The organism is Pseudomonas sp. GW821-FHT02A08, assembly GCF_059422045.1.
Genome location: NZ_JBWKWD010000006.1, coordinates 96260 through 120428, shown reverse-complemented (window position 1 = coordinate 120428; position 24169 = coordinate 96260). Strand labels below are relative to the sequence as shown.

General features: G+C 61.8%; 21 protein-coding genes. 12 read left to right on the top strand and 9 right to left on the bottom strand.

Annotated elements, in window-relative coordinates; genetic code table 11:
• Positions 1-27 precede the first annotated feature (27 nt).
• Positions 28-642 (top strand): NAD(P)-dependent oxidoreductase, encoded by a 615-nt coding sequence (locus AC07W4_RS06720; protein WP_495031911.1) that lies wholly within the window; start codon positions 28-30, stop codon positions 640-642.
• Between the two features lie 107 nt (positions 643-749).
• On the opposite strand, the gene AC07W4_RS06715 is transcribed toward AC07W4_RS06720, so the two are convergent.
• On the bottom strand, positions 750-1631 hold the full coding sequence (locus AC07W4_RS06715; RefSeq protein WP_495031910.1) for a LysR substrate-binding domain-containing protein: 882 nt from the start codon (positions 1629-1631) through the stop codon (positions 750-752).
• 228 nt (positions 1632-1859) lie between these two features.
• Here AC07W4_RS06715 and AC07W4_RS06710 point away from each other — a divergent pair, with 228 nt between their 5' ends.
• From AC07W4_RS06710 to AC07W4_RS06685, 6 genes are all read left to right on the top strand, one after another.
• Positions 1860-3497, top strand: coding sequence for a 5-guanidino-2-oxopentanoate decarboxylase (locus tag AC07W4_RS06710; protein ID WP_495031909.1), 1638 nt, complete (start codon positions 1860-1862; stop codon positions 3495-3497).
• Entirely contained in the window at positions 3494-4942 is a 1449-nt protein-coding gene (locus AC07W4_RS06705; protein ID WP_495031908.1) for an aldehyde dehydrogenase family protein, read from the top strand. Before AC07W4_RS06710 ends, AC07W4_RS06705 begins: the two co-directional genes overlap by 4 nt.
• A 297-nt stretch (positions 4943-5239) precedes the next feature.
• Positions 5240-6343: an extracellular solute-binding protein gene (locus tag AC07W4_RS06700; RefSeq protein ID WP_007978499.1), complete on the top strand. Its 1104-nt coding sequence runs from the start codon at positions 5240-5242 to the stop codon at positions 6341-6343.
• Between the two features lie 195 nt (positions 6344-6538).
• Positions 6539-7447, top strand: coding sequence for an ABC transporter permease (locus AC07W4_RS06695; RefSeq protein ID WP_495031907.1), 909 nt, complete (start codon positions 6539-6541; stop codon positions 7445-7447).
• Positions 7444-8289, top strand: coding sequence for an ABC transporter permease (locus AC07W4_RS06690; protein WP_008052509.1), 846 nt, complete (start codon positions 7444-7446; stop codon positions 8287-8289). Before AC07W4_RS06695 ends, AC07W4_RS06690 begins: the two co-directional genes overlap by 4 nt.
• A gap of 18 nt (positions 8290-8307) precedes the next feature.
• Positions 8308-9363, top strand: coding sequence for an ABC transporter ATP-binding protein (locus tag AC07W4_RS06685; RefSeq protein WP_495031906.1), 1056 nt, complete (start codon positions 8308-8310; stop codon positions 9361-9363).
• A gap of 154 nt (positions 9364-9517) precedes the next feature.
• On the opposite strand, the gene AC07W4_RS06680 is transcribed toward AC07W4_RS06685, so the two are convergent.
• Complete coding sequence (locus AC07W4_RS06680; RefSeq protein WP_007986108.1) at positions 9518-10447, bottom strand: AraC family transcriptional regulator; 930 nt, start codon at positions 10445-10447, stop codon at positions 9518-9520.
• Positions 10448-10866: 419 nt separating this feature from the next.
• Between AC07W4_RS06680 and AC07W4_RS06675 the strand changes: the two genes are divergently transcribed.
• On the top strand, positions 10867-11220 hold the full coding sequence (locus AC07W4_RS06675) for a putative quinol monooxygenase (protein WP_495031905.1): 354 nt from the start codon (positions 10867-10869) through the stop codon (positions 11218-11220).
• Positions 11221-11261: 41 nt separating this feature from the next.
• Positions 11262-11492: a hypothetical protein gene (locus tag AC07W4_RS06670; RefSeq protein ID WP_020799486.1), complete on the top strand. Its 231-nt coding sequence runs from the start codon at positions 11262-11264 to the stop codon at positions 11490-11492.
• Here the strand turns inward: AC07W4_RS06670 and AC07W4_RS06665 are convergent, their stop codons facing one another.
• From AC07W4_RS06665 to AC07W4_RS06640, 6 genes are all read right to left on the bottom strand, one after another.
• A complete protein-coding gene (locus tag AC07W4_RS06665) occupies positions 11493-12122 on the bottom strand; it encodes a flavin reductase family protein (RefSeq protein WP_008052503.1) in 630 nt (209 codons plus the stop codon).
• A 304-nt stretch (positions 12123-12426) separates the two neighbouring features.
• Positions 12427-12618, bottom strand: a complete 192-nt coding sequence (locus AC07W4_RS06660) for a hypothetical protein (RefSeq protein ID WP_495031904.1) — start codon at positions 12616-12618, stop codon at positions 12427-12429.
• Positions 12619-12841: 223 nt separating this feature from the next.
• Positions 12842-14161, bottom strand: a complete 1320-nt coding sequence (locus AC07W4_RS06655; protein WP_495031903.1) for an MFS transporter — start codon at positions 14159-14161, stop codon at positions 12842-12844.
• 310 nt (positions 14162-14471) lie between these two features.
• Positions 14472-15797 (bottom strand): sigma-54-dependent transcriptional regulator, encoded by a 1326-nt coding sequence (locus AC07W4_RS06650; protein ID WP_008052500.1) that lies wholly within the window; start codon positions 15795-15797, stop codon positions 14472-14474.
• Entirely contained in the window at positions 15791-17557 is a 1767-nt protein-coding gene (locus tag AC07W4_RS06645) for a sensor histidine kinase (RefSeq protein ID WP_495031902.1), read from the bottom strand. Before AC07W4_RS06645 ends, AC07W4_RS06650 begins: the two co-directional genes overlap by 7 nt.
• A gap of 144 nt (positions 17558-17701) precedes the next feature.
• Positions 17702-19225: a fumarate hydratase gene (locus tag AC07W4_RS06640; RefSeq protein WP_008052498.1), complete on the bottom strand. Its 1524-nt coding sequence runs from the start codon at positions 19223-19225 to the stop codon at positions 17702-17704.
• Positions 19226-19576: 351 nt separating this feature from the next.
• Between AC07W4_RS06640 and AC07W4_RS06635 the strand changes: the two genes are divergently transcribed.
• From AC07W4_RS06635 to AC07W4_RS06625, 3 genes are read left to right on the top strand one after another with little or no spacing between them, the layout of a single operon-like run.
• Positions 19577-20683, top strand: coding sequence for a GGDEF domain-containing protein (locus tag AC07W4_RS06635; RefSeq protein ID WP_495031901.1), 1107 nt, complete (start codon positions 19577-19579; stop codon positions 20681-20683).
• Positions 20676-21611, top strand: coding sequence for an iron-sulfur-binding ferredoxin reductase (locus AC07W4_RS06630; protein WP_495031900.1), 936 nt, complete (start codon positions 20676-20678; stop codon positions 21609-21611). Before AC07W4_RS06635 ends, AC07W4_RS06630 begins: the two co-directional genes overlap by 8 nt.
• Before the next feature lie 29 nt (positions 21612-21640).
• Positions 21641-22390 carry an enoyl-CoA hydratase-related protein gene (locus tag AC07W4_RS06625; protein WP_495031899.1) on the top strand — a complete coding sequence of 250 codons (750 nt, stop codon included), beginning with the start codon at positions 21641-21643 and terminating at the stop codon, positions 22388-22390.
• Between the two features lie 207 nt (positions 22391-22597).
• Here the strand turns inward: AC07W4_RS06625 and pyk are convergent, their stop codons facing one another.
• Complete coding sequence (gene pyk / locus AC07W4_RS06620; RefSeq protein WP_008052494.1) at positions 22598-24049, bottom strand: pyruvate kinase; 1452 nt, start codon at positions 24047-24049, stop codon at positions 22598-22600.
• Positions 24050-24169: the final 120 nt, after the last annotated feature.

The window sequence follows — 24169 nt, the reverse complement described above, 5'->3', positions numbered from 1 at the left end:
AACAAGCTCAACCCACTGGAGAACGTCATGAGCAAAATCGCAATCATCGGTGCCACCGGTCGTGCCGGTAGCCAACTGCTGGAAGAAGCCCTGCGTCGTGGTCACAGCGTTACCGCCATTGCCCGCGACACGGCGAAAATCGGCCAGCGTGCCGGTGTGGTCAGCAAGAACGTCGACGCCCTCGATGCCGCTGCACTGCAAGCTGCCGTCAAGGGGCATGACGTGGTAATCAGCGCGGCGCATTTCGCCACGCTACCGGCCAGCGCGGTCGTCGGGCCGGTGAAAGGGGCCGAGGTAAAACGCTTGCTGGTAGTGGGCGGGGCCGGTTCGCTGTTGTTGCCTGACGGAACGCGGGTGATCGACAGCAAAGGTTTTCCGGACGCGTACAAAGCCGAAGCCAGCGCCGGTGCCGAGTTCCTGGGGAACCTGCAACAGGAAAAGGATCTGGACTGGACCTTCCTGTCGCCATCGGCGGAATTTGTCGAGGGCGAACGCAGCGGAAAATTCCGCATCGGCCAGGATAATTTGCTGGTGAGCAGCGAAGGGCGTAGCTGGATCACATTCGCCGATTATGCGATTGCGATGCTCGACGAAGTGGAAGCGCCGAAGCATTCGCGGCAGCGCTTTACAGTCGGGTACTGACACCGCAATCCATGTAGGAGCTGCCGCAGGCTGCGATCTTTTGATTTTGCTTTTTTAAAAACAAGATCAAAAGATCGCAGCCTGCGGCAGCTCCTACAGGTGGCGGTTCAGCGCGACTGCGCCTGCTTTACCAACCAGCCCATCAATTCACGTAACTTCGGCGAAGGTCCGGGTTTTTCGGGGAACACTAGGTAATACGCCAGTCCTGTCGTCACCTTCAATTCGAATGGCATGACCAGCCGCCCGGCGTTCAGGTCATCGCCGATCAGCGACCAGTCGCCAATCGCCACACCCGTTCCCTGGGACGCCATCGACATCGCCAGGTCCAGTGTTTCGAAATGCTGGCCCTTGCCGACATTGGTCAAATGCACATCCGCGGCTTTCAACCAGGCCTTCCAGTCCCGCTCGTCGCGGGTCGGATGCAGCAACAGGTGCTGTTGCAGATCGGACGGAGTCTGCAGGGGCATGGGGCCTTCGAGCATCGGTCTGGAACACACAGGCGTAAGTTGTTCGTCGAAGAGTTTTTGCGACATCAATGAATCGTCCGGCGGTGCGCCGTACATCACCGCTGCATCGAATTGCTCGCGATGAAAATCCACCCCATGCTTGACCGTGGTGGTCAGTTCCACCGGCACGTCCGGGCGTTCCCTTTGCCATTGCAACAGACGCGGCAGCAACCAGCGCATGACGCAGGTCGGTGCCTTGAGCTGCAGGGTTTCACGCTTCTCGCCGATCTGCTCAACGGCCTCGTCGATCAGGCCGAAAATCTGCTGGACCCGGGGTAGCCATTCCCGTCCCTCGGCTGTCAGGTCCAGGCCTCGGGCCAGGCGGATGAACAACTCATAACCCAGATGATCTTCCAGCCCGGCGATCTGCCGACTCACCGCGCCCTGGGTGATGTGCAGTTGTTCGGCGGCCCGGGTGAAATTGCAGCACTGCGCGGTAATCAGAAAGGTGTGCAGCGCCGGCAGGGGAGGCAGTCGTTTCATTGGGATCCAAGGTATGACGTGAGGACATGGCTAGTATGACTTTTTATCCATTGTTGCGGCTACCTGTCGCCCGTTCCAATGAGGCCATTCCACGGACCCTGTGGGAGCGGGCTTGCTCGCGAAAGCGGTCTTGCATTCAACATTGATGTCGGTTGATACACCGCTTTCGCGAGCAAGCCCGCTCCCACAAGGGACCTTGTGTCTCAAACGAACAAAAAGGGCAAAGACATGGCGACGTGCGGCGAAGTATTGGTCAAGTTACTCGAAAACTACGGAGTCGAGCAGGTGTTCGGCATTCCGGGGGTTCACACCGTGGAGCTGTATCGCGGGCTGGCCCGTTCGAGCATCAACCACGTCACGCCGCGTCACGAACAGGGCGCCGGCTTCATGGCCGACGGCTACGCCCGCACCAGCGGCAAACCGGGTGTGTGCTTCATCATCACCGGCCCTGGCATGACCAACATCACCACCGCCATGGGCCAGGCCTACGCCGATTCGATCCCGATGCTGGTGATCTCCAGCGTGCAATCGCGCAGCCAGTTGGGCGGCGGTCGCGGCAAGCTGCATGAGCTGCCGAACCAGGGCGCACTGTGTGCCGGTGTCGCGGCGTTCTCCCACACCCTGATGTCGGCGTCGGAATTGCCGGGCGTGCTGGCTCGCGCCTTCGCGCTGTTCCAGGCTGGCCGTCCGCGTCCGGTGCACATTGAAATTCCGCTGGATGTCCTGGTTGAAGACGCCGACGACCTGCTCAGCAGCCTGCCGGTCAACATTGACCGCGCCGGTGCTTCGCCGAACGCCGTGTCGCGCATGACTGAATTGCTGGCCGGCGCCAAGCGTCCGCTGATTCTCGCCGGTGGTGGTGCCATCGACGCAGCGTCCGAGCTGACGGAACTGGCCGAACTGCTGGACGCGCCGGTCGCCCTGACCATCAATGCCAAGGGCATGCTCGCCTCCGGCCACCCGCTGCTGATCGGTTCGACCCAGAGCCTGGTCGCCACCCGTGCGCTGGTCGCCGAGGCCGATGTGGTCCTGGCCATCGGCACCGAACTGGCCGAGACCGATTACGACGTGACCTTCGCTGGCGGCTTTGAGATTCCAGGCCAACTGCTGCGCGTTGACATCGACCCGGACCAGACCGTGCGTAACTACCCGCCGCACGTGGCCCTGGTGGCCGACTCGCGCAACGCCGCCCAGGCTTTGCTCAGCGCCCTGTCGCACAAATCCCTGGCCGAGCGCAGCAACGATTGGGGCCAGGTACGCGCCGCACGTCTGCGTGAAGACCTGGCCGCGACCTGGGACGCACCGACCCTGGCCCAGACCCGCTTCCTCGAAACCGTTCTGCAGGAATTGCCGGACGCTGTGTTCGTCGGCGATTCGACCCAGCCGGTCTACACCGGCAACCTGACGTTCAACCCGGAGCGCCCGCGTCGCTGGTTTAACTCGTCCACCGGTTACGGCACCCTCGGTTACGCCTTGCCGGCCGCGATTGGCGCCTGGCTCGGCGGCAGCGCTGAAAACGGTGCCCGCCCGCCGGTGGTGTGCCTGATCGGCGACGGTGGCCTGCAATTCACCCTGCCGGAACTGGCCAGCGCCGTCGAAGCGCGGACCCCGGTGATTGTGCTGCTGTGGAATAACCAGGGCTACGAAGAGATCAAGAAGTACATGGTCAACCGCGCCATCGAGCCGGTCGGCGTGGACATCTACACCCCGGACTTCATCGGTGTGGCCAAGGCCTTGGGTTGTGCGGCCGAAGCGGTCAGCAGTGTCGAGCAACTGCGCGGCGCATTGCGTATGGCCACCGATCGCCAGGGCCCGACCCTGATTGAAATCGACCAGGCCAAGTGGATGCAGGCGGTATCGAAATGACGCTTCCTACGACTCTGGATGGTCTGTACATCAACGGCCAATGGTCGGCCGGTAACGAACACCTGCGCGTGATCAACCCGGCGACCGAAGCCCTGTTGACCACTGTCAATGGTGGCGATGAGCGCGCCGTTGATCAAGCGGTGAGCGCGGCGACCCAGGCGTTCGCCGACTGGTCGAAAACCACGGGTGCCGAACGCGGCGCGATCCTGCGCAAAATCGCCGCGGGTGTGCAGGCCAATCGTGAAAAATTGATGCACTTGCAATCGAGCAACAACGGCAAGCCGCAATTCGAAGCAGCGATCGACGTCGATGACGTGATTGCCACGTTCGAGTACTACGCCGGTCTGGCCGAAGGGCTGGATGCGAAACAGGACAGCGCCATTGAGCTGCCGACTGACGACTTCAGCGCTCGCCTGCGCCGTGAACCTTGCGGTGTAGTCGGCTTGATCGTGCCGTGGAACTTCCCGATGGTCACCACCGCGTGGAAACTCGCCCCGGCCCTGGCCGCCGGTTGCTGTGTGGTGCTCAAGCCTTCGGAAGTGACGCCGCTGCCGGAGCTGGAACTGGCAACGATCATTGCTGAAGCCGGTTTGCCGGCGGGTGTGTTCAATCTGGTGTGCGGCACCGGCCTGGCCGTTGGCGCGCCGTTGTCGGCGGATCCGCGGATCGCGAAAATTTCCTTCACCGGCAGCAACGCGGTCGGCGTGCAGGTCATGCAGCGGGCGGCGGAAACCGTCAAAGGCGTGAGCCTGGAGTTGGGCGGCAAATCATCGCTGCTGGTGCTGGCCGATGCCGATCTCGACATGGCGGTGGAAGTGGCCTGCGGCGGTGGTTTCTTCAACGCCGGGCAGATGTGTTCCGCTACCAGTCGCGTGCTGGTTGCCGATGAGCTGGCCGACGAATTCCTGACCCGTGTGAAGGCTCGTGCCGAAGCCATTCGGGTCGCCGACCCGTTCGACCCGAACGTGGAGATGGGCGCGCTGGTCAATCAGGCGCAATACCAGCGCGTGCTCGGTCACATCGATCGCGGTTTGAGCGCCGGCGCCAAGCTGGTTTGCGGTGGCAATCGCCCGGCCGACCTGCCACGCGGATATTTTTTGCAGCCGACGGTTTTCACCGAAGTGCCCCTCGACAGTGCGTTGTGGTGTGAAGAGATTTTCGGCCCGGTGATCTGCGTGCGCAGTTTTGCCTCTGAAGCCGAGGCGATTGCCCTGGCCAACGACAGCCAGTTCGGCCTGGTCGCCAGTGTGGTGACGCGCAATGCACAGACCGCCGACCGCGTCGCCAACGCTTTGCAGGCGGGGCTTGTGTGGATCAACGCACCACAGGTGATCTTCCCGCAGACCGCCTGGGGCGGCTACAAGCAGAGCAGCATCGGCCGCGAATTGGGGCCGTGGGGCTTGCAGGCTTTCCAGGAAATCAAACACGTGATTCGGGCTGTCTGACGCTCATTCCTGTGTAGGAGCGAGCCTGCTCGCGATGGACGTCAACGATGACGTGGGGCGCCTGTATGTGCGCGGCGCCCTTGCACCCATCGCGAGCAAGCTCGCTCCTACATGAGGCATGCGCTGGCGTCATGGCTTCAATGAGTTTTTATCGATAGTCAGGTGTTTTACACGACCTCAGGATGAACTTGCTGGTTCAGCCAAGCCCCCGAAAATACGGGGGATAACGCTGGTCCAGTCGCGCGGATGCAACAGTTTCGACCTGCCTCATACCTACAAAAACAAAGGGAGTCCGTAATGGGCGAGCATGATCTGAACAGACGTCAATTTATCAAGACCGTGGGCGTAGCCTCGGTTGCAGCGGCAGCCATGAGCATGCCTTTCATCAAGGCCAATGCCAGCGACACACGCTTTGCCGGCAAGACCCTGCGTTTGCTGACCTGGTCCGACGACACCGGCCTGGCTGCACTGCGCAACATCGCCGCGACGTTCGAAGACAAGTACGGCTGCAAGGTCATCGCCGACCGCACCGGCAGTACCTCGGAAATGGTCGCCAAGCTCAAGGCCGGCGGTGATCGTCCGCAGTACGACATCATCACCCTGGCAGGCGTCGGCGCCGAAGGTCTGGCCGCCGCCAACCTGCTGGAGAAACCCGACCTCAACCGCATTCCCAACCTCGTCGATGTACCGGAGAAATACCGCACCGGCGCCAATGGCCACGGTATCGGTTACCTGCTGTGGTGCAACAGCCTGGTCTACAGCACCCGCACCCAGAAAGAAGCCCCGACCAGCTACGCCTCCCTGTGGGATGCCGACGCGGCACCGAACATCTTCCTGCCGCCGCCGAACTGGACCGAGGCCATGGACCTGATCATCATCGCCGCCAAACTGGCCGGTGGTGACGAACACAACATTGAACCTGGCTTCAAGAAACTCGCCGAGCTGAAAGATCGCGTGGTGACCCTGGGCGAGAACCCGAACCAGATCGCCGAACTGTTCCGCACCGGTTCCCTGGACATGGGTGGCCTGTACGCACCGGCCTTCTTCCCGAAACAGATCCGTGATCCGAACTACGGCCTGGGCGCCACGTTCGGCATGAAGGAAGGTTTCTACACCGACCTGATGCTGTCGGTGATGCCGAAGAACCGTCCGGGCGATACCGATATGGCCTACGCCTTCATCAACCACTCTCTGGACCCGCTGGTGCAGGGCAAGATGGCTGAAGACATCTACAACGGCCCGGTCAACGCCAAGGCGATCATCTCCGCCGAAGCACGCAAGAGCCCGTACATCCTCACGCCGGAGCAGATCGCCGAGAAGGCGATCATGCACGACAACGCCTTCCTGGCGACTGTGCATGACCAATGGATTCGTCGTTACACGGAAATCTTTTCTTCCTGATCGAGTGACGCTCGCAAGACCTTGAAGCACCACAAATCAAATGTGGGAGCGGGCTTGCTCGCGAATGCGGTGTGACATTCAACATTGATGTCGGCTGACACGGCCTCTTCGCGAGCAAGCCCGCTCCCACATTAGAAACGCTGTGCTTTCAGGTCTTGTGTTTGTCAGCTGCTTTCCATTGACGAGACCCTTGCTATGGAACACCAACCTCTGACTCATCCGTTGAGCGCCGCCCCCGTGCGCGCTGTTCGGGGTGTTTCGCCAACGGCGCGCGCCTGGCTTTTCCTCACGCCGTCGATGCTGTTTCTCGGCGTGCTGATCGCCGCGAGCCTGCTGGTACTGCGCATGAGCGTGGGCACCAAGGGCGCGGAATGGTCCGGCTTCAGCCTGGCCAGTTACGCCCAGTTGCTGGAACCCTATTACCTCAAGTCGCTGATGCTGACCCTGCGCCTGGCGCTGATCAGCGCGGTGATCGCAGTGATCCTGGCGATCCCGGTGGCCTACACCATGTCGCGCCTGACCTCGCCGTTCGTGCGACGGATTTTCCTTGCGGCGGTGTTACTGCCATTGCTGGTCAACCTGCTGCTGCAAAGCTACGGCTGGCTGGTGATCCTCGGCCCTGGTGGCATGCTCAACCAGGCCCTGATGGGCCTGGGCCTGATCAAGCGCCCGATCATGCTGTTGTACAACCAGAACGGCGTGTTGATGGGCCTGGTGCAAACCGCCTTCCCGCTGGCCGTGTTGCCGATTGCCAGCGCCATGCGCGGCGTCGCTCGCAGCTACGAAGAAGCTGCCGCCACCCTGGGCGCCAGTCGCTTCCAGGTGTTCCGCCAGGTGGTATTGCCGATGAGTCTGCCGGGGATCATTACCGGTGCGACCCTGGTGTTCGCCTACAACGCCAGCAGTTTCGTGGTGCCCTTGCTGCTCGGTGGCCGGCGCGTGCCGATGCTGGCGGTGATGGTGCATGACCAGATCGCCCCGCTGATGAACTGGCCCGCAGCGTCCGCTGCCGGTGTGGTGCTGATCGTCACCACCCTCGCGATCATGACCCTGTCCGAATACATCACTGGCCGTCGTCGGCGCATGCTGGAGGCTTCGCAATGAGTACCCTGATCAAGAAGCGCCAGTTGTTGCCCGGTGATACCGGCAAGTTTGCCGGCATCCTTTCGGGCTTCATCCTGCTGTTGGCGGTGTTGCCGATCCTGACCATGATCGTGATGTCGTTCAGCGGCGCGTCGAACCTCGACTTCCCGCCGAGCAGCTACAGCCTGCAATGGTACAAGGCCGCCTGGCACACCTTCGTGTCGCCGGACGCCAGTGATGTGCTGAGCCTTGGCCAAGCGATGTCCACCAGCTTGCTGGTGTCGTGCCTGACCATGATTTTCGCCACGATCATCGCGGTGCCGGCGGCCTACGCGCTAACCCGCTGCGAGTTCCGCGGCAAGGCTGTGGCGCTGCAACTGATGTCGTTGCCACTGGTGTTCCCGATGGTGGTGTTGGGTCTGGCGTTGTTGCTGGTGTTCGACAGCCTGCCGTTCCACATGACCACCTCGCGCCTGGTGATTGCCCATGTGATTCTCGCCTTGCCGTTCGTGGTGAAAAACTGCACGGCGGCGATGCTTTCCATCGGCACTGAAGTTGAAGAAGCCGCGCAAATGCTCGGTGCTTCGCCGATGCGGGCGATTGTCGATGTGGTGGTGCCGTTGATGAAGTCGGGGATCCTGGCGGGCATGCTGCTGGCGTTCATCGTCTCGTTCAACGAATTCACCGTGACCTATTTCCTCTACACCATCGACGTGATGACCGTGCCGATCTGGATGTACAGCCGCACCGTGTCTTCGCTCGACCCAACCGTATTTTCGTTTGCCGTGCTGATCGTGCTGATCGACTTCGTCCTGATCTGGGCGCTGGAGAAGCTGGTTGGTGAAGGTGGCGTTTCGTTCTGATTTCTTGAGGTGCTTCTTATGTCTGGTCTGATTCTGGAAAACGTCGAGAAACATTACGGCTCGGCCTGCGCGGTAACCGATGTGAACCTGCATTTGCCCGAGGGCAAACTGGTGTGTTTCCTCGGCCCTTCGGGCTGCGGCAAAACCACCTTGCTGCGCATGATCGCCGGCCTTGAAACCCTGACCGGTGGCGAGATCCGCCTGGACGGCGAAGACATCGGCAACACCCCGGCGCACCTGCGCAACTTCGGCATGGTGTTCCAGTCCCTGGCGTTGTTCCCGCATATGACGGTCGGGGAGAACATCGCCTATCCGCTGAAACTGCGCGGGGTCAGCAAGGCCGATCAGCATGCGCGGGTGGTGGAGTTGCTGGAGCTGATCCAGCTGCAACAGATGATCAATCGCCCGGTTGCCAAGCTGTCCGGCGGCCAACGCCAGCGCGTGGCGATTGCCCGTGCGATTGCCTCGCACCCGAAAATCCTCCTGCTGGACGAACCGTTGTCGGCACTGGACGCCAAGCTGCGCGAGTCGATGCAGGTGGAAATCCGTCAGCTGCAACAACGCCTGAACATCACCACCATCATGGTGACCCACGACCAGCGCGAGGCCATGACCATGGCCGATATCGTGGTCGTATTGGGTGAACACAAGGTGCAGCAGGTGGGCACGCCGATCGAGATCTACCGGCACCCGGCCAACGAGTTCGTCGCGGACTTCATCGGTTCGGGCAACATCTTCCCGGCCACGGCGCTGGGCAACGGTAAGGTCAGCCTGCCGGGCGGGGACGCGCTGCAAGTGCCGATCTGCAGCAGCATTGTGGTCGGTGAGAAGGTGAAGATGCTGATTCGCCCGGAAGACCTGCAACTGTCCGCACCCCAGGCGACCGCGGGCAACCGTCTTCTGGGCAAGGTGACGTTCGTGCGCGATATCGGCGCGACCATCGAGACCACGGTGGAGTGTTCCGGGGTATCGTTTACCGCGCTGAGCACGCCGTGCCAGGGCTTTGGCCTGAGCGTTGGGCATCCGGTGTCGGTGACCTTGCCGGTGGAGGCTTGCCGGGTACTTGGGGCCTGATCCTGGACTTGTAGTGCCTGAGCTGGCCTCTTCGCGGGCAAGCCCGCTCCCACAGGGGATTATTGGTGGTCACACAAAATGTGTGAACACCGACGATCCCTGTGGGAGCGGGCTTGCCCGCGAAGGCGTCGGTAGTCGCACCGAAAACTCCGGATCAGACGCTCAACCGCAACCGCGCCAGATCCCTCAACGGCGGCGCCCCAAACAACCGGCTGTACTCCCGGCTGAACTGCGAAGGGCTTTCATACCCGACGCGATACCCCGCCGCCGAAGCTTCCAACCCTTCGGCCAGCATCAACCGCCGCGCTTCCTGCAGGCGTAACTGCTTCTGATACTGCAACGGACTCATCGCCGTCATCGCCTTGAAGCGGTGATGCAGCGTCGATACGCTCAGGTTCACCTCCTTCGCCAGATCATCGATGCGCAACGGTTGTTCGAAATTGCCGTTGAGCCATTTGATCGCCTGGCTGATGCGATGGCTCTGACTGTTGGTGATGGCGATTTCGTACAGCCGATGCCCTTGCTTGCTGCGCAACAATCGATAGAGGATCTCCCGGCGAATCAGCGGCGCCAGCATGGCGATGTCTTTCGGCGTGTCCAGTAAGCGTGCCAAGCGCAGCACGGCGTCGAGCATGGCGGTGTCGAGCCGCTCGACATATAGCCCGCGCCCGGTCGGCCGGGTGGGCACGCCGAGGGGGCCGGCGTCGGCGATCAGTGCGGTGATTTCCGCCGGGTCGATGTCCAGGCGCAAGGCCAGGATCGGTTCCTCGGCCGAGACATCCACCACCCGTCCACTCAGCGGCATCGAGACCGAGACCACCAGATAGTTCAACGGGTCGTAATTGAAGTATTCATCGGCCAGCCGAACTTCCTTGCGCCCCTGGGCCATGATGCACAGCGCCGGTTGCGCCAGCCCGGGGGCGAACTCATGGGACTGGCTGTGGCGTGACATGAATAGCGAGCCGATGGCCGTGGCATAACTGCCATCTTCGGCGGTGTTACGGCGGATGATCGCCGCCAGTTCCGCGCGCTGCTTTTCCATGTCGGTGTCCAGCGGGGCTTGAAAGTGATCGAGCGACGACATGCGAGGCATCCTCGGCAAGGCATGGAAGGAATGGAGCAGAGCATAAGTTTGTGCAAGCGGCAGCGGTAGACACATCCTGCCGGATGCTTGCCTGATTCTGCACGAGGTGGCTTCTATCCCTGCGCATATTCAGCGCCCAGTCAGACTGCCTGACGCCACCCAAACCCTGTAGGAGCTGCCGAAGGCTGCGATCTTTAGATTTTGTTTTTAAGATCAAAAGATCGCAGCCTTCGGCAGCTCCTACATGACAGAACCGTGACAGGGTTTTACCGCTTGTTACAGGCTTGTCATGCAGTTTCGCAGGATTGTGCAACGCACCGGCAGGAATCGACTAACGAGACAGGCGTCGCGGCCCTTAACCTTTGATCCTGTCGCAGCCCGTCCCCCGGCTGCCACGCGACTCCCCGGGAGGGTTGAACATGTCCACGCAGATCCCCGTCAGTCATATGGCCTTCGTTCGAGCGCGCGCCGGGCGTTCGGAGGAACTCGGTGTGCGCCTCAGCGCCCTGATCGAACCATCCCGTGCAGCGCCAGGCTGCCTGAGCTTTGCCTTGCAGCATTCGCAATGCGATCCGCAGCTGTGGCTGGTGTCCGGTTTCTGGAGCAATCAACAAGCAATGACCGCGTACTTCAGCACGCCGGCGATGGAGATTTTTGCCGAGCTGGTGCAGGAACTGGTGGTCAACAGCCTGGATTTCCACACCTTCAAGGATGTCTCGGCGGCGCAGGCCCTGGGGCAGTCCACGGTGGCGGTACACAAACTGGCCGGTTGAGGGTTTAATGACGGCATTCTCAACCAGCCAGGATGCGCGACATGGCACGTAAAGCCTTTGAACACTTCGAAGCTGTTTCCGCTGTAGTACCGGGCGAGGGTGGTTACCACGCCGCTATCGCTGTCAAGGCGCTGGGTGGTTCCGGCGCCCCGCGTTTTCACAAAGTGCTGGAAGGCCAGACCTTCAAGACCGCTCACGAGGCCGATGATGCGGCCGCCAAGGAGCTGACCCGCCTCAAGGACGTCAAGGAAAACACCGACCTGCTCTGGTGATCACTTCACCGCCCCCGGGCGGTACATCTTGAACAATGCCTCAGGCCCCAGCTGGAAATAATCCGCCGGCCCGCCGCCGCGCAGAATCGGTTCTGCCGCGGCGGTGTCGTATACCCCATCCTTCAACAGCCATTTGGCGATATGCACGGCGACCACTTCGCCGAGGATCAGCCAGCTCGGCACCACATTGCCGTCCGCCCGTTGCAACTGGATGATCTGCGTGACCTTGCATTCGAATGACACCGGGCTCTCGGCCACCCGTGGCACTTGAATGACCTTCGAGGCTGCGGTTGTCAGCCCGGCCAGTTCGAACTCGTTGACCTCAGGCTTGACCATGGCGCTGCTCTGGTTCATCTGCTCGGCCAGCGGCCGGGTGGCCAGGTTCCAGGCGAACTCGCCGGTTTGCTCGATGTTGTTCAGGCTGTCTTTGCGCCCGACGCTGGAAAAACCAATGATCGGCGGGATGTAGTTGAAGGCGTTGAAGAAACTGTAGGGCGCCAGGTTCAAGCGGCCCTCGGTATCCTGCGAAGAGATCCAGCCGATGGGACGCGGGCCGACGATGGCGTTGAACGGATCGTGGGGCAGGCCGTGGCCGTTGGCGGGTTCGTAGAAGTGGATGTCGTCGGACATGGGGTGGGATTTCCAGAGCTTGCGGGGAGACGTGCATGGTGCAAGCACGCGGGGCAGATTTCCAGTCGGATTCGGTACTTGGAATGATGAGGTCCAATGTGGGAGCGGCGGTGCGACGATTCGACTTGCTCGCGAAAGCGGTGTGCCAGTCACATTGATGTTGGATGGGCCACCGTCTTCGCGAGCAAGTCGAATCGTCGCACCGCCGCTCCCACAGGTTTTATGTGATTGCCAGACTTTGTGTTCCCCCCCCCAAAAAATGACTAAGCCCGGCCGAGGCCGGGCTGTGAATTTCCCTCCACATTCAGCCGATAGCTTCTGCGCTGCCGGTTTTGTCGAAGCCATCGGAGGCATAGGTGCCCGAATGGGCGTGTTCGATGGCCGCGCTGGTGCCGGAGCCGTAGGAGGCCGAACCGGTCTTGTCGTAGCCGTCGGCTGCAAAGGCATTGGCAGCCAGCACGGAAAGGGTCAGGGCAAGGATCAATCGGGTTTTCATGACAGGTACTCCAGGTACGTTCGCTATGGGTACGTTCAGACACTCCTTCGAGGCCTGTAACGGATATACGTGCGTCCTGTAGATATGGATGCACTCAGCAGCAGGCTGCTGCCGGTGCATTAACCGATGATTATCCTGGTGGAGGGGGAGACGAATGGTGCCCTTCGCGAAACCGTCCGCGAAGGGCCTGGCGCTCACCGTTGCAGTGAGCGTCGGTTGGTGATCAGTCGGTGACGATCCGCGAATGCTTGCGGGTGTCTTTCATGGTGACGTAAACCAGCAATGACACGGCAATGCACGCGGTAACGTACCAGTAGTAGCCCGTCTCCATGCCGATGCTCTTGAACCACAGCGCGATGTATTCAGCGGTGCCGCCGAAGATCGAGACGGTCAGTGCGTACGGCAGGCCTACGCCCAGGGCGCGGATTTCGGTCGGGAACAGTTCGGCTTTGACCACCGCGTTGATCGAGGTGTAGCCGCTGACGATGATCAGCGCCGCCATGATCAGGAAGAACGCGCCCCACCAGGTCTGGATGGTGTGAAGGGTGGTGAGGATCGGCACGGTGAACAGCGTACCCAGAATGCCGAAGGCAATCAGGATCGGCCGGCGACCGATTTTATCCGACAGCCCGCCGATGATCGGTTGCAGGCACATGAACAGGAACAGCGTGGCGGCGGAAATGGTGGTGGAGTCGGAAATGCTCATGCCGACGGTGTTCACCAGGTATTTCTGCATGTAGGTGGTGTAGGTGTAGAACGCCAGGGTACCGCCCATGGTCAGGCCGACCACGGTCATCAGTTCCTTGGGGTGACGCATCAAGGTGCGCATGGCGCTTTCCTTGGCTTTTTCTTTCTTGGTGAAGGACTCGGTTTCTTCCATGCCGCGACGCAGGTACAACGCAACCACGGCACACAGCGCGCCGATGGCGAACGGAATGCGCCAGCCCCAGGCGTAGAGCTCTTCGGTGGTCAGCAGTTGTTGCAGCACGATCAGCACCGCCAGGGCGATGAGCTGGCCGGAGATCAACGTCACGTACTGGAAGCTGGAGTAGAAGCCGCGACGTTCCTTGGTCGCCATCTCGCTGAGGTAAGTGGCGGAGGTGCCGTATTCGCCACCCACCGACAGGCCTTGCAGCAAGCGCGCGAACACCAGCAGGATCGGTGCGCCGATGCCGATGACTTCATAGCTCGGGCTCAGGGCGATCAGCAGCGAGCCGAAGCACATCAGGTACACCGAAGCCATCAGGGCCTTTTTGCGCCCGACCTTGTCGGCATACAGACCCATCAGCCAGCCACCGATCGGACGCATCAGGAAGCCCACGGCGAAGATCGCGGCGGTGTTGAGCAGTTGGGCGGTGGTGTCGCCTTTGGGGAAGAAGGTCTTGGCGAAGTACAGGGAGAAGGCGGCATAGACGTACCAGTCGTACCACTCGACCATGTTGCCGACCGAACCGCTGAAGATCGATTTGATGCGGCTGGAAGTGCTTCTTTCTTTGGCCGGCACGGCAGCCGACCCGAGCGGCAGGGAGTTGGAGTTATCCATTGAAGGATCCTTCATTTAATTGTTTTTGTGGAGCGCGATTAAACGCAGCCTGTAGGGGCTATAGCAGGAGCTGTGCCAACGGGGAGAGGGCCGGTTTAGAGGGGTAGTGGTGTTTTTATGAGCGGAAATCCGCCTATAGAAGTTTGACGGTGAGCGGAAAATTGCTGATTCGAATCGTGGATTTGTGATGCCTGCACTGGCCTCTTCGCGGCCAAGCCCGCTCCCACAATGACCGAGTTGAACGCAGATTGTTGAGCACGACACAGAACCTGTGGGAGCGGGCTTGGCCGCGAAGAGGCCAGTTCAGACGCTACAGGAACATCTCTCTGCTCAACCCATGCCGCTGCATCTTTTCATTGAAGGTCCGGCGTGGCAGTTGCAGTTCTTCGAGCACCGCTTTTACATCGCCCTTGTGCCGGGTCAGTGCCGCACGCAGGCATTGCGCCTCGAACGCTTCCTGCTGCGCCGCCAGTGACTGGCCGGGCTCGATGCCCAAGGGCTCCGGCTCACCGAGCCCCAATACCTGACGCTCGGCGACGTTCGCCAGTTCGCGCACGTTGCCCGGCCAGTCGTGGCTCAGCAGGTGACTCAACTGCGCGCCGCTCAACGGTGGAAACTTGCGTCCCAGGCGTTCGGCGGCGTTTTGGGCAAAGGATTCGAACAGCAGGGGTATGTCTTCACGGCGTTCGCGCAACGGCGGCAAACGCAACTCGGCGACGTTCAGACGATAGGCCAGGTCCTCACGAAAACGCCCGGCCCGAGCCTCGTCGAGCAGGTCCGGCTTGGTCGCGGCAATGATGCGCAAATCCACGCGGATGCTCTGGTTCGAGCCCAGTCGTTCAAGCTTTTGCTCCTGCAACACCCGCAGCAATTTCACCTGCTGGGCCAACGGCATGCTTTCGATTTCATCGAGAAACAGCGTGCCGCCGTCGGCGTACTCCAGCTTGCCGATGCGCTTGCCGGACGCCCCGGTGAACGCGCCGCTCTCGTGGCCGAACAGCTCGGCCTCGAACAATTGCTCGGGAATGGCCGCGCAGTTGAGTGCGACAAAGGGCTTGTCGGCCCGCGGCCCGAAGTCGTGCAGGCAACGCGCGACCAGTTCCTTGCCGCTACCGGTTTCGCCGCGAATCAGCACGTTGACCGGCAGTGCTGCCAGGTCCAGCACCTGCCGACGCAGGGTCTGCAACCCCCGGGACACGCCGAGCAGCGTGGCATCCAGTTTGGCGCGGTTGTCCGCCTGCTCGTGCAGCGCGCGGTTTTCCAGCACCAGCCGGCGTTTGTCGAGGGCGCGACGCAGGCTGCCGAGCAGGGTTTCCGGGCTGAAGGGTTTTTCGAGGAAATCGTAGGCACCGTCGCGCATGGCCTCGACGGCCATCGGCACATCGCCGTGGCCGGTCAGCAGGATCACCGGCAAATCGGCATCCCGGCGTTGTACTTCGGCGAGCAGTTCCAGGCCGGTCATGCCGGGCATGCGCACGTCGCTGAGAATCACCCCGGCAAAATGCCTGGGCAATTGCGCCAGACATTCATCGGCGCGGCTGAACAGCTGCACCTCGAAACCCGACAGGCTCAACCATTGCTCGACGGCACTGCGAATGCTGCTTTCGTCGTCGACCACGATCACTGAGTTCAGCATGGTTCATGCACCTCCAGGTCGATGGGCAAGGTCACGGTGAACACCGCCCCTTTGTCATGATTTTCGGCACTCAGGCGCCCGCCGGACTCGTGAACGATGGCGAACGACACCGCCAGCCCGATACCCAGGCCTTCACCCACCGGCTTGGTGGTGAAGAACGGATCGAAGACCTTGGACAGGTTTTCTTCAGCGATGCCTCCACCGTTGTCGATCACGCTCAGGCGCCACAATTGTTCGTCGGCTTCGAGGCGAATTTCCAGGCGTTTGCAGGGTTTGTCCTGCATCGCATCGAGGGCGTTGCGCAGCAGGTTGATCAGCACCTGTTCCAGGCGAATCGCATCGCCACGCACCCAGGCCGGGCGGGTCAGGTGCAGTACGGTGCTGACCTGTTCGTCGCGCAGCCGGGTGTCGAGCAGTTGCAGCGACTGGTCCACTACCGCCGCCAGGTCCAGGCGTTCGCGTAAACCGCTGGGGCTCTTGCGGGCGAAGGTTTTCAGGTGGCCAGTGAGGGCGGCCATGCGGGTGAGCATTTCATCCACCGGTTTGAGCGCCTTGTAGGCGTCGTCGACCCGGCCGTGGTCGAGCAGCAGTCTCAGAGTAGCAAGCTGCATGCGCTGGGCGGTGAGCGGCTGGTTGATCTCATGGGCCAGGGCGGCGGACATCTGCCCCAGCGCCGCGAGTTTGGCCGACTGCACCAGGCCCTCCTGGGCGGTGCGCAGGTCACGGGTACGCTCTTCTACAAGCTGTTCGAGCTCTTCGCGACTGCGTTGACGCAGTTTGGCCAGGCGCCAGCGCTGGTTGAGAAACAGCAGCAGGAACACCAGGGTCAGCCAAAGCCCGGCTGCGGCGAGGGCGGCATTGCGGCTGTCTTCGAAGGCGACCTGCGGACGCCGCAGCAGGTGCAGGGTCCAGCCCTCGGTACTCAGCGGCAGGGATTCCCACAGGTAATCCGCCTTGCCGTCGGGGCCGTCGACCCGAACCAGGTCACTGTTGTCGTCGAAACGTCGCAACGATTGAAACTCAAGCGGCGTCAACGGTTGCTTGTCGTACTGGCGGGTGGCCTTGAGTTCGGCATGATCGCTGTCGCCGAGCGGCTTGAGCAGGCGATAGCGCCAGCCCGGCTGGTTGGCGATGAAGATGATTCCACGTGCGTCGCTGACCAACAGCGTGTCGCTACCCTGACGCCACTCGCGTTCCAGTTCGGGGAATTCCAGTTTCACCACCATGGCACCGAGGAACTGGCCGTCGTCATCGCTGACCGCGCTGGAGAGGAAGTAGCCGGGAATCCCGCTGGTCACCCCCACGGCATAAAAGCGCCCGGTGCCCTGGGTGCGGGTCTGGTTGAAATAGGGGCGGAAACCGTAGTTGTGGCCGACATAACTGCTGGGCAAACGCCAGTTGCTCGCCGCCACGGCCAGACCGGTGCGATCGAGCAGCTCCAGGGTCGAGGATTGGGCGGCGCCGTTGATCTTTTCCAGTTTGCGATTCAGCGCATCCTGTTGCTCGGGACTCACCGCCCCCTTGAGCGCCGAACGCAACTCCGGGTCCAGCGCCAGCACGGCGGGCAGGGCGCGGTACCGTTCGATCAGGGTATGCAGGGACGTGGCATACAGCGCCAGTTGCTGATTGGCGCGAGCCGCGTCTTCGACCATTGACTGGCGCACGGTGTGGCGCATGGCCAGGGTGGCGGCGATGGCGGCACCAGCGATGATCAATAGGGTGTAGAGCGCCAGGCGCAGGGGGCGGGAGGTCGTCAACATGCAGTGAACAACAGGCCAGAATGGGGGAAGGCACCATAGCATGCGAAGGGCGCTCTTCTCTCGCCGGAGTACCGTTATCCGGCCGAAAAAAAACCGGTCTGTCGTTGCCGACAAACCGGTTTTTTCAGCGCAGCCGGGTGCCGTTTATTGCACTTCTACCGCCAGGCTTTCACTGATCTTTTTCTGCCAGATGGCGGGACCGGTGATGTGTACCGACTCGCCCTTGCTGTCGACCGCAACGGTCACAGGCATGTCTTTTACGTCGAACTCGTAGATCGCTTCCATGCCCAGTTCGGCGAAAGCTACCACGCGGGATTTCTTGATCGCTTGCGCCACCAGGTAAGCCGCGCCGCCGACTGCCATCAGGTAGACGGCCTTGTGGTCCCTGATCGCTTCGATCGCGGTAGGGCCGCGCTCGGATTTGCCGATCATGCCCAGCAGGCCGGTTTGCTCGAGGATCTGACGGGTGAACTTGTCCATCCGCGTGGCGGTGGTAGGACCTGCCGGGCCAACTACTTCTTCGCGCACCGGATCGACCGGGCCGACGTAGTAGATGAAGCGACCCTTGAGGTCCACCGGCAGGGTTTCACCCTTGTTCAGCATCTCGACCATGCGCTTGTGCGCAGCGTCGCGACCGGTGAGCATCTTGCCGTTGAGCAGGACGGTCTCGCCCGGCTTCCAGCTCTGTACTTCTTCCGGGGTCAGGGTGTCGAGGTTGACGCGACGGGCCGACGGGCCGGCTTCCCAGACGATTTCCGGGTAGGCGTCCAAAGGTGGCGCTTCCTGGGCAACCGGGCCGGAACCGTCGAGCACAAAGTGCGTGTGACGGGTGGCGGCGCAGTTCGGGATCATGCACACCGGCAGCGAGGCTGCGTGGGTCGGGTAGTCCATGATCTTCACGTCGAGCACGGTGGTCAGGCCACCGAGGCCCTGGGCGCCGATGCCCAGCTGGTTGACCTTCTCGAACAGCTCCAGGCGCATTTCTTCGATGCGGTTCTGTGGGCCACGGGCCTTCAGCTCGTGAATGTCGATGGATTCCATCAACACTTCCTTGGCCATCACGGCTGCTTTCTCGGCGGTGCCGCCGATGCCGATGCCGAGCATGCCCGGTGGGCACCAGCCGGCGCCCATTTCCGGGACGGTTTTCAGAACCCAGTCGACGATCGAGTCGGACGGGTTGAGCATGGCCATTTTCGACTTGTTCTCGGAACCGCCGCCCTTGGCCGCCACGTCCACTTCCACGGTGTTACCCGGAACGATGGAGTAGTGGATGACTGCAGGGGTGTTGTCCTTGGTGTTCTTGCGAGCGCCCGCCGGGTCGGCGAGGATCGAAGCGCGCAGGACGTTTTCCGGCAGGTTGTAGGCGCGACGTACGCCCTCGTTGATCATGTCGTCCAGGCTCATGGTGGCGCCATCCCAGCGCACGTCCATGCCCACGCGGACAAACACGGTCACGATGCCGGTGTCCTGGCAGATCGGACGATGGCCGGTGGCGCACATGCGCGAGTTGATCAGGATCTGTGCCATCGAGTCGCGGGCCGCTGGCGATTCTTCGCGCAGGTAGGCCTCGTGCATCGCCTGGATGAAATCCACGGGGTGGTAGTAGGAAATGAACTGCAGGGCGTCGGCAACGCTCTGAATCAGGTCGTCTTGCTTGATCACGGTCATGAGTCGCGCTCCTCTAAAAGACGGGAACATTCTATAGGGCAGCTGCAAGCCATTAGCGGCAAGCGGCAAGCTGAAGCAATACGCGTACTGCTCTGAACTTGTCGCTTGAAGCTTGAGGCTTGAAGCTGACCCTCAAGGTCACAAGGCACGCCGGGCAAGCTGGCGCGACGCTAAAAAGGCGCGGCAGTATACCGCGCCTCGCGGACAGGCACACCCGCCGGCAGTCAATCGTTGGTCGCATAGGGCGATCCCGAAAATTGAATGGTCATTTATCGGTCACGCCACTAAAGTGACATGCGGTCTGTAGAGTAGGACGCTCTGTCAGTCTCCTTTCATCTGGTGAGTCAACGATTGACCCATAACGCCATCCAGCGCCTGTTGCTCAAACGTTTCGCCCTCGCGGCCGGCACTTATGCCCTGGCATTGCTGTTGCTGTGGCTGGCGTTTTTTACCGGCCACTATGATGCATCGCTTTCCAGTGTCGCCATCGGCAGCGCACTGGTGGTGATCAGCCAGGCCATCCTGTTCTCGGTGTTCTACAGCGGCTGCAACCTGCGCTTCGCCGACACCAGTCTGACCGAGGTGCAAGTCTTGCTGGGGCTGGGCTGGCAAACCTGGCTGATCGCCCATCTGGACGAAGCCCGGGGCGCGTTTCTGGTGTTTTACGTGCTGATCCTGCTGTTCGGCCTGTTCCATCTGTCACGCCGGTCTTTAGTACGATGCGCGCTGCTGGTGTTTTTCAGTTTCAGTGCGATCACGCTGTGGGAGGGCTACCACTTCCAGCTGCCCGACCCGGCCATGGCGTTGTTGCAGGTCTGTGTGCTGTTCATCGTGCTGGTGTGGCTAGTGCTGTATGCCCGCTATGTGCAGGCTTCGCGACAGCGTATGCGCCAGCGACGTTTTGCCTTGCAGGCGCACCAGGACACGTTACGCGGGATGATGCGCCAGCTCGAAGACCTGGTGGCCACCGACGAGCTCACGGGCCTGTTCAATCGACGGCATTTCCTGCGCCTGGCTTCGCGCGAATTGAACGCCATGGACGCCGGTGCCGTGCATGGCCTGGCGCTGATCGACCTCGACCATTTCAAACGCATCAACGACCTGCACGGCCATGCCGCCGGCGATCAGGTGCTGCAAGCCTTTGCCGGCGTTGCCAGCGCGTGCCTGCGCGACGGCGATGTTCTGGCCCGTTACGGCGGTGAAGAGTTCGTGGTACTGCTGCCCGATTGCGATGCCGACAGTCTGACTTCGTGCTGCGAACGGCTGCGCATCGCGTTCACCGATGTCGAGCTGATTGGCCTGAATGTACGTAGCCTCAGCCTGTCCGCCGGCATGACGCTGCTGGAGTTGGGCGACGATCTCGATGACGCCCTGCAACGGGCCGATCAGGCGCTCTATCGCGCCAAGCGTGACGGCCGCAACCGGTGCGCGGCAGCGTGGGAGAACGTCGATGCCTGAGCTGCGGGTCGGCGAGCGCCACTGGTCGGTAGCGGCGGGCAGCAATCTGCTCGACGCGCTGAACCAGAACGGCGTGCCAGTGCCTTACAGTTGCCGCGCCGGTAGTTGCCATGCTTGCCTGGTGCAGTGTGTACAGGGCCTGCCGAGCGACAGCCGCCCCGATGCCCTGAGTGCACAGCAGCGCGAACAAGGCTGGCGGCTGGCGTGCCAGTGCCAGGTGGTCGAGGACTTGCAGGTGCATGCCTTTGACCCGCAAACCGATGGCCATCCGGCCGAAGTCGCGGCGATCGATTGGCTGAGCACCACGGTGCTGCGCTTGCGGGTAATCCCCCAGCGGCCGTTGCGCTACAGCGCCGGTCAGCATCTGGTGTTGTGGGCGGGCAGTGTGGCGCGGCCGTATTCTCTCGCCAGCCTGCCGCAGGAAGACCGTTTTCTGGAGTTTCATCTCGATTGCCGCAAGCCCGGGGAATTCAGCGATGCCGCCCGGCAAATGCGCATCGGCGATCCGATTCGTCTCGGTGAATTGCGCGGCGGTGCCTTGCATTACGACCCTGACTGGCACGCCCGACCGTTGTGGTTGATGGCGGCCGGTACCGGGTTGGGGCCGTTGTTTGGTGTATTGCGCGAAGCACTGCGCCAGGATCACCAGGGCACCATCCGCGTCATCCACCTGGCCCATGATGCCGATGAGCACTACCTGGCCAAGCCCCTGCAAGCCATGGCCGCCAGCCGTCCGAACCTGAGTGTCGAACTCTGGACCCCGGCCGAGTTGCCTGCGGCTTTGGCGCAACTGCGGCTTGTTTCCCGGCAAACCCTGGCCTTACTCTGCGGAGCCCCCGACAGTGTCGACGCCTTTGCCCGGCGCCTGTACCTGGCGGGATTGCCGCGCAATCAACTGCTGGCCGATGTGTTCCTGCCCCGTGGTTGAGCGCTGACTTTTCAGACGCGAGACCTGCCATGACCGATGCCATCGAAGTTGAACGCGAACGCGGCCTGTTGACCCTGCGCCTGAATCGCCCGGACAAGAAAAACGCCCTGACCCGCGCCATGTACAGTCACTTGGCCGAGGCGCTGAAACAGGCCGACAGCGACCCCGGGATCAACGCCGTGCTGATCACCGGTTCTGCCGAATGCTTCACCGCCGGCAACGACATCGCCGATTTCATCCAGCAACCGCCGAGCGGCCTCGACAGCCCGGTGTTCCAGTTCATGCTCAACCTGCTCGAATGCCGCAAACCGGTGATCGCCGCCGTGGCCGGAGCGGCGGTGGGCATTGGTACGACCATGTTGCTGCATTGCGACCTGGTCTACGTCAGCCGCGACGCCCGCCTGCGCATGCCGTTCGTCAACCTTGGTCTATGCCCGGAGTTCGGCTCCAGCCTGATCCTGCCGCGCTTGCTAGGGCAGGCCAAGGCGGCGGAGTTGTTACTGCTGGGTGAAGGTTTCAGCGGTGAACAGGCGGCTGCGTGGGGCATTGCCAATGAAGCCTTGGGCAGTGGCGAAGAGGCCCTGGCCAAGGGGCGGGAGATGGCCTTGCGCTTTGAGTCGCTACCGCCGGAAGCGGTGCGGATCAGCAAGCAACTGATGAAAGCGCCGGATCGGGAACTGTTGCGCAAGGTGATTGAGGAGGAGGGGGCGTTGTTCACCCAGCGGTTGCGCTCGCCGGAAGCCTTGGCGGCGTTGACCGGGTTTATCAAGCGGCATTGAGTTTTCGGTGTCTGGGCCGGCCTCTTCGCGGGCAAGCCCGCTCCCACAGGGTTTTTTGTTGTTTACATATCACAAGACCGCCTCCGGAACCTGTGGGAGCGGGCTTGCCCGCGAAGGGGTCGGATCAGGCAAAACAAAAAATGGATCAGAAAGCAAAAAGCCCCGCCATTCACATGGCGGGGCTTTTGTTTATCAGCAACCGGTCACTCAGACCATCGGGTCGCCAACGTGCAGGATCTTCATGCCGTTGGTGCCGCCGGTGGTGTGGTAGCTGTCGCCCTTGGTCAGGATGACCCAGTCGCCTTTCTGTACTACGCCGCGCTTGACCAGCTCGTCGATCGCTTTCTGGCTGACTTCGTTCGGCGCCAGGGATGCCGGGTCGAACGGGATGGTGTACACGCCACGGAACATTGCCGCGCGAGCCTGGGCTTCGCGGTGTGGGGTGAACGCGTAGATTGGCACCGAGGAGCGGATGCGCGACATGATCAGCGGGGTATAGCCACTTTCGGTCAGGGCGATGATCGCCTTGACGCCCGGGAAGTGGTTGGCGGTGTACATGGTCGCCAGGGCAATGCTCTCGTCGCAGCGCTCGAACTCTTTGCCGATGCGGTGGCTGGAGGTCTTGCTGGTCGGGTGCTTTTCGGCGCCGACGCAGATACGCGCCATGGCCTGAACGGCTTCCAGCGGGTACAAACCGGCAGCACTTTCGGCCGAGAGCATCACGGCGTCGGTGTAGTCGAGCACGGCGTTTGCCACGTCGGACACTTCGGCGCGGGTCGGCATCGGGTTCTGGATCATCGACTCCATCATCTGGGTCGCGACGATCACCGCCTTGTTGTGGCGGCGTGCGTGCAGAATGATTTTCTTCTGGATGCCCACCAGCTCGGCGTCGCCGATTTCCACACCCAGGTCACCACGGGCAACCATCACCGCGTCGGACGCCTTGATCAGACCGTCGAGGGTTTCGTCGTCGGCCACGGCTTCGGCGCGTTCGATCTTCGCCACCAGCCAGGCAGTGCCGCCGGCTTCGTCGCGCAGTTGACGGGCGTATTCCATGTCGGCGGCGTCACGGGGGAAGGAGACCGCGAGGTAGTCGACTTCCATTTCCGCGGCGAGCTTGATGTCGGCCTTGTCTTTTTCAGTCAGGGCCGGAGCGGTCAGGCCGCCGCCGCGACGGTTGATGCCTTTGTGATCGGACAGCGGGCCGCCGATGGTCACGGTGCAGTTCAGTTCGGTGGCCGTGGCAGTATCGACGCGCATCACCACGCGACCGTCGTCGAGCAGCAACTCGTCGCCCACGCCGCAGTCCTTGACCAGGTCCGGGTAGTCGATGCCGACCACTTGCTGGTTGCCTTCGGTCAGAGGATGGCTGGTGGAGAAGGTGAATTGATCACCGATCTTCAGCTCGATCTTCTTGTTGGCGAATTTCGCGATACGGATTTTCGGGCCTTGCAGGTCACCCAGCAGGGCGACGAAGCGGCCGTGCTTGGCGGCGAGGTCACGGACCAGCTTCGCACGAGCCTTGTGCTCGTCGGGGGTGCCGTGGGAGAAGTTCAGTCGGGCGACGTCCAGACCAGCCAGAATCAGCTGTTCGAGAACTTCCGGCGAGTTACTGGCCGGGCCAAGGGTGGCGACGATTTTGGTACGACGGACGGACATGCAAAGACTCCTGAGTTCAAGCGCTGAGTGAGGCTACTATGCTCCGAAGTTGTAGTCATTGTTCGTTTGCACTACTTATTTCTTTCTTTATTGAACCCTGCAACTTTGCGTCCCGGCAGC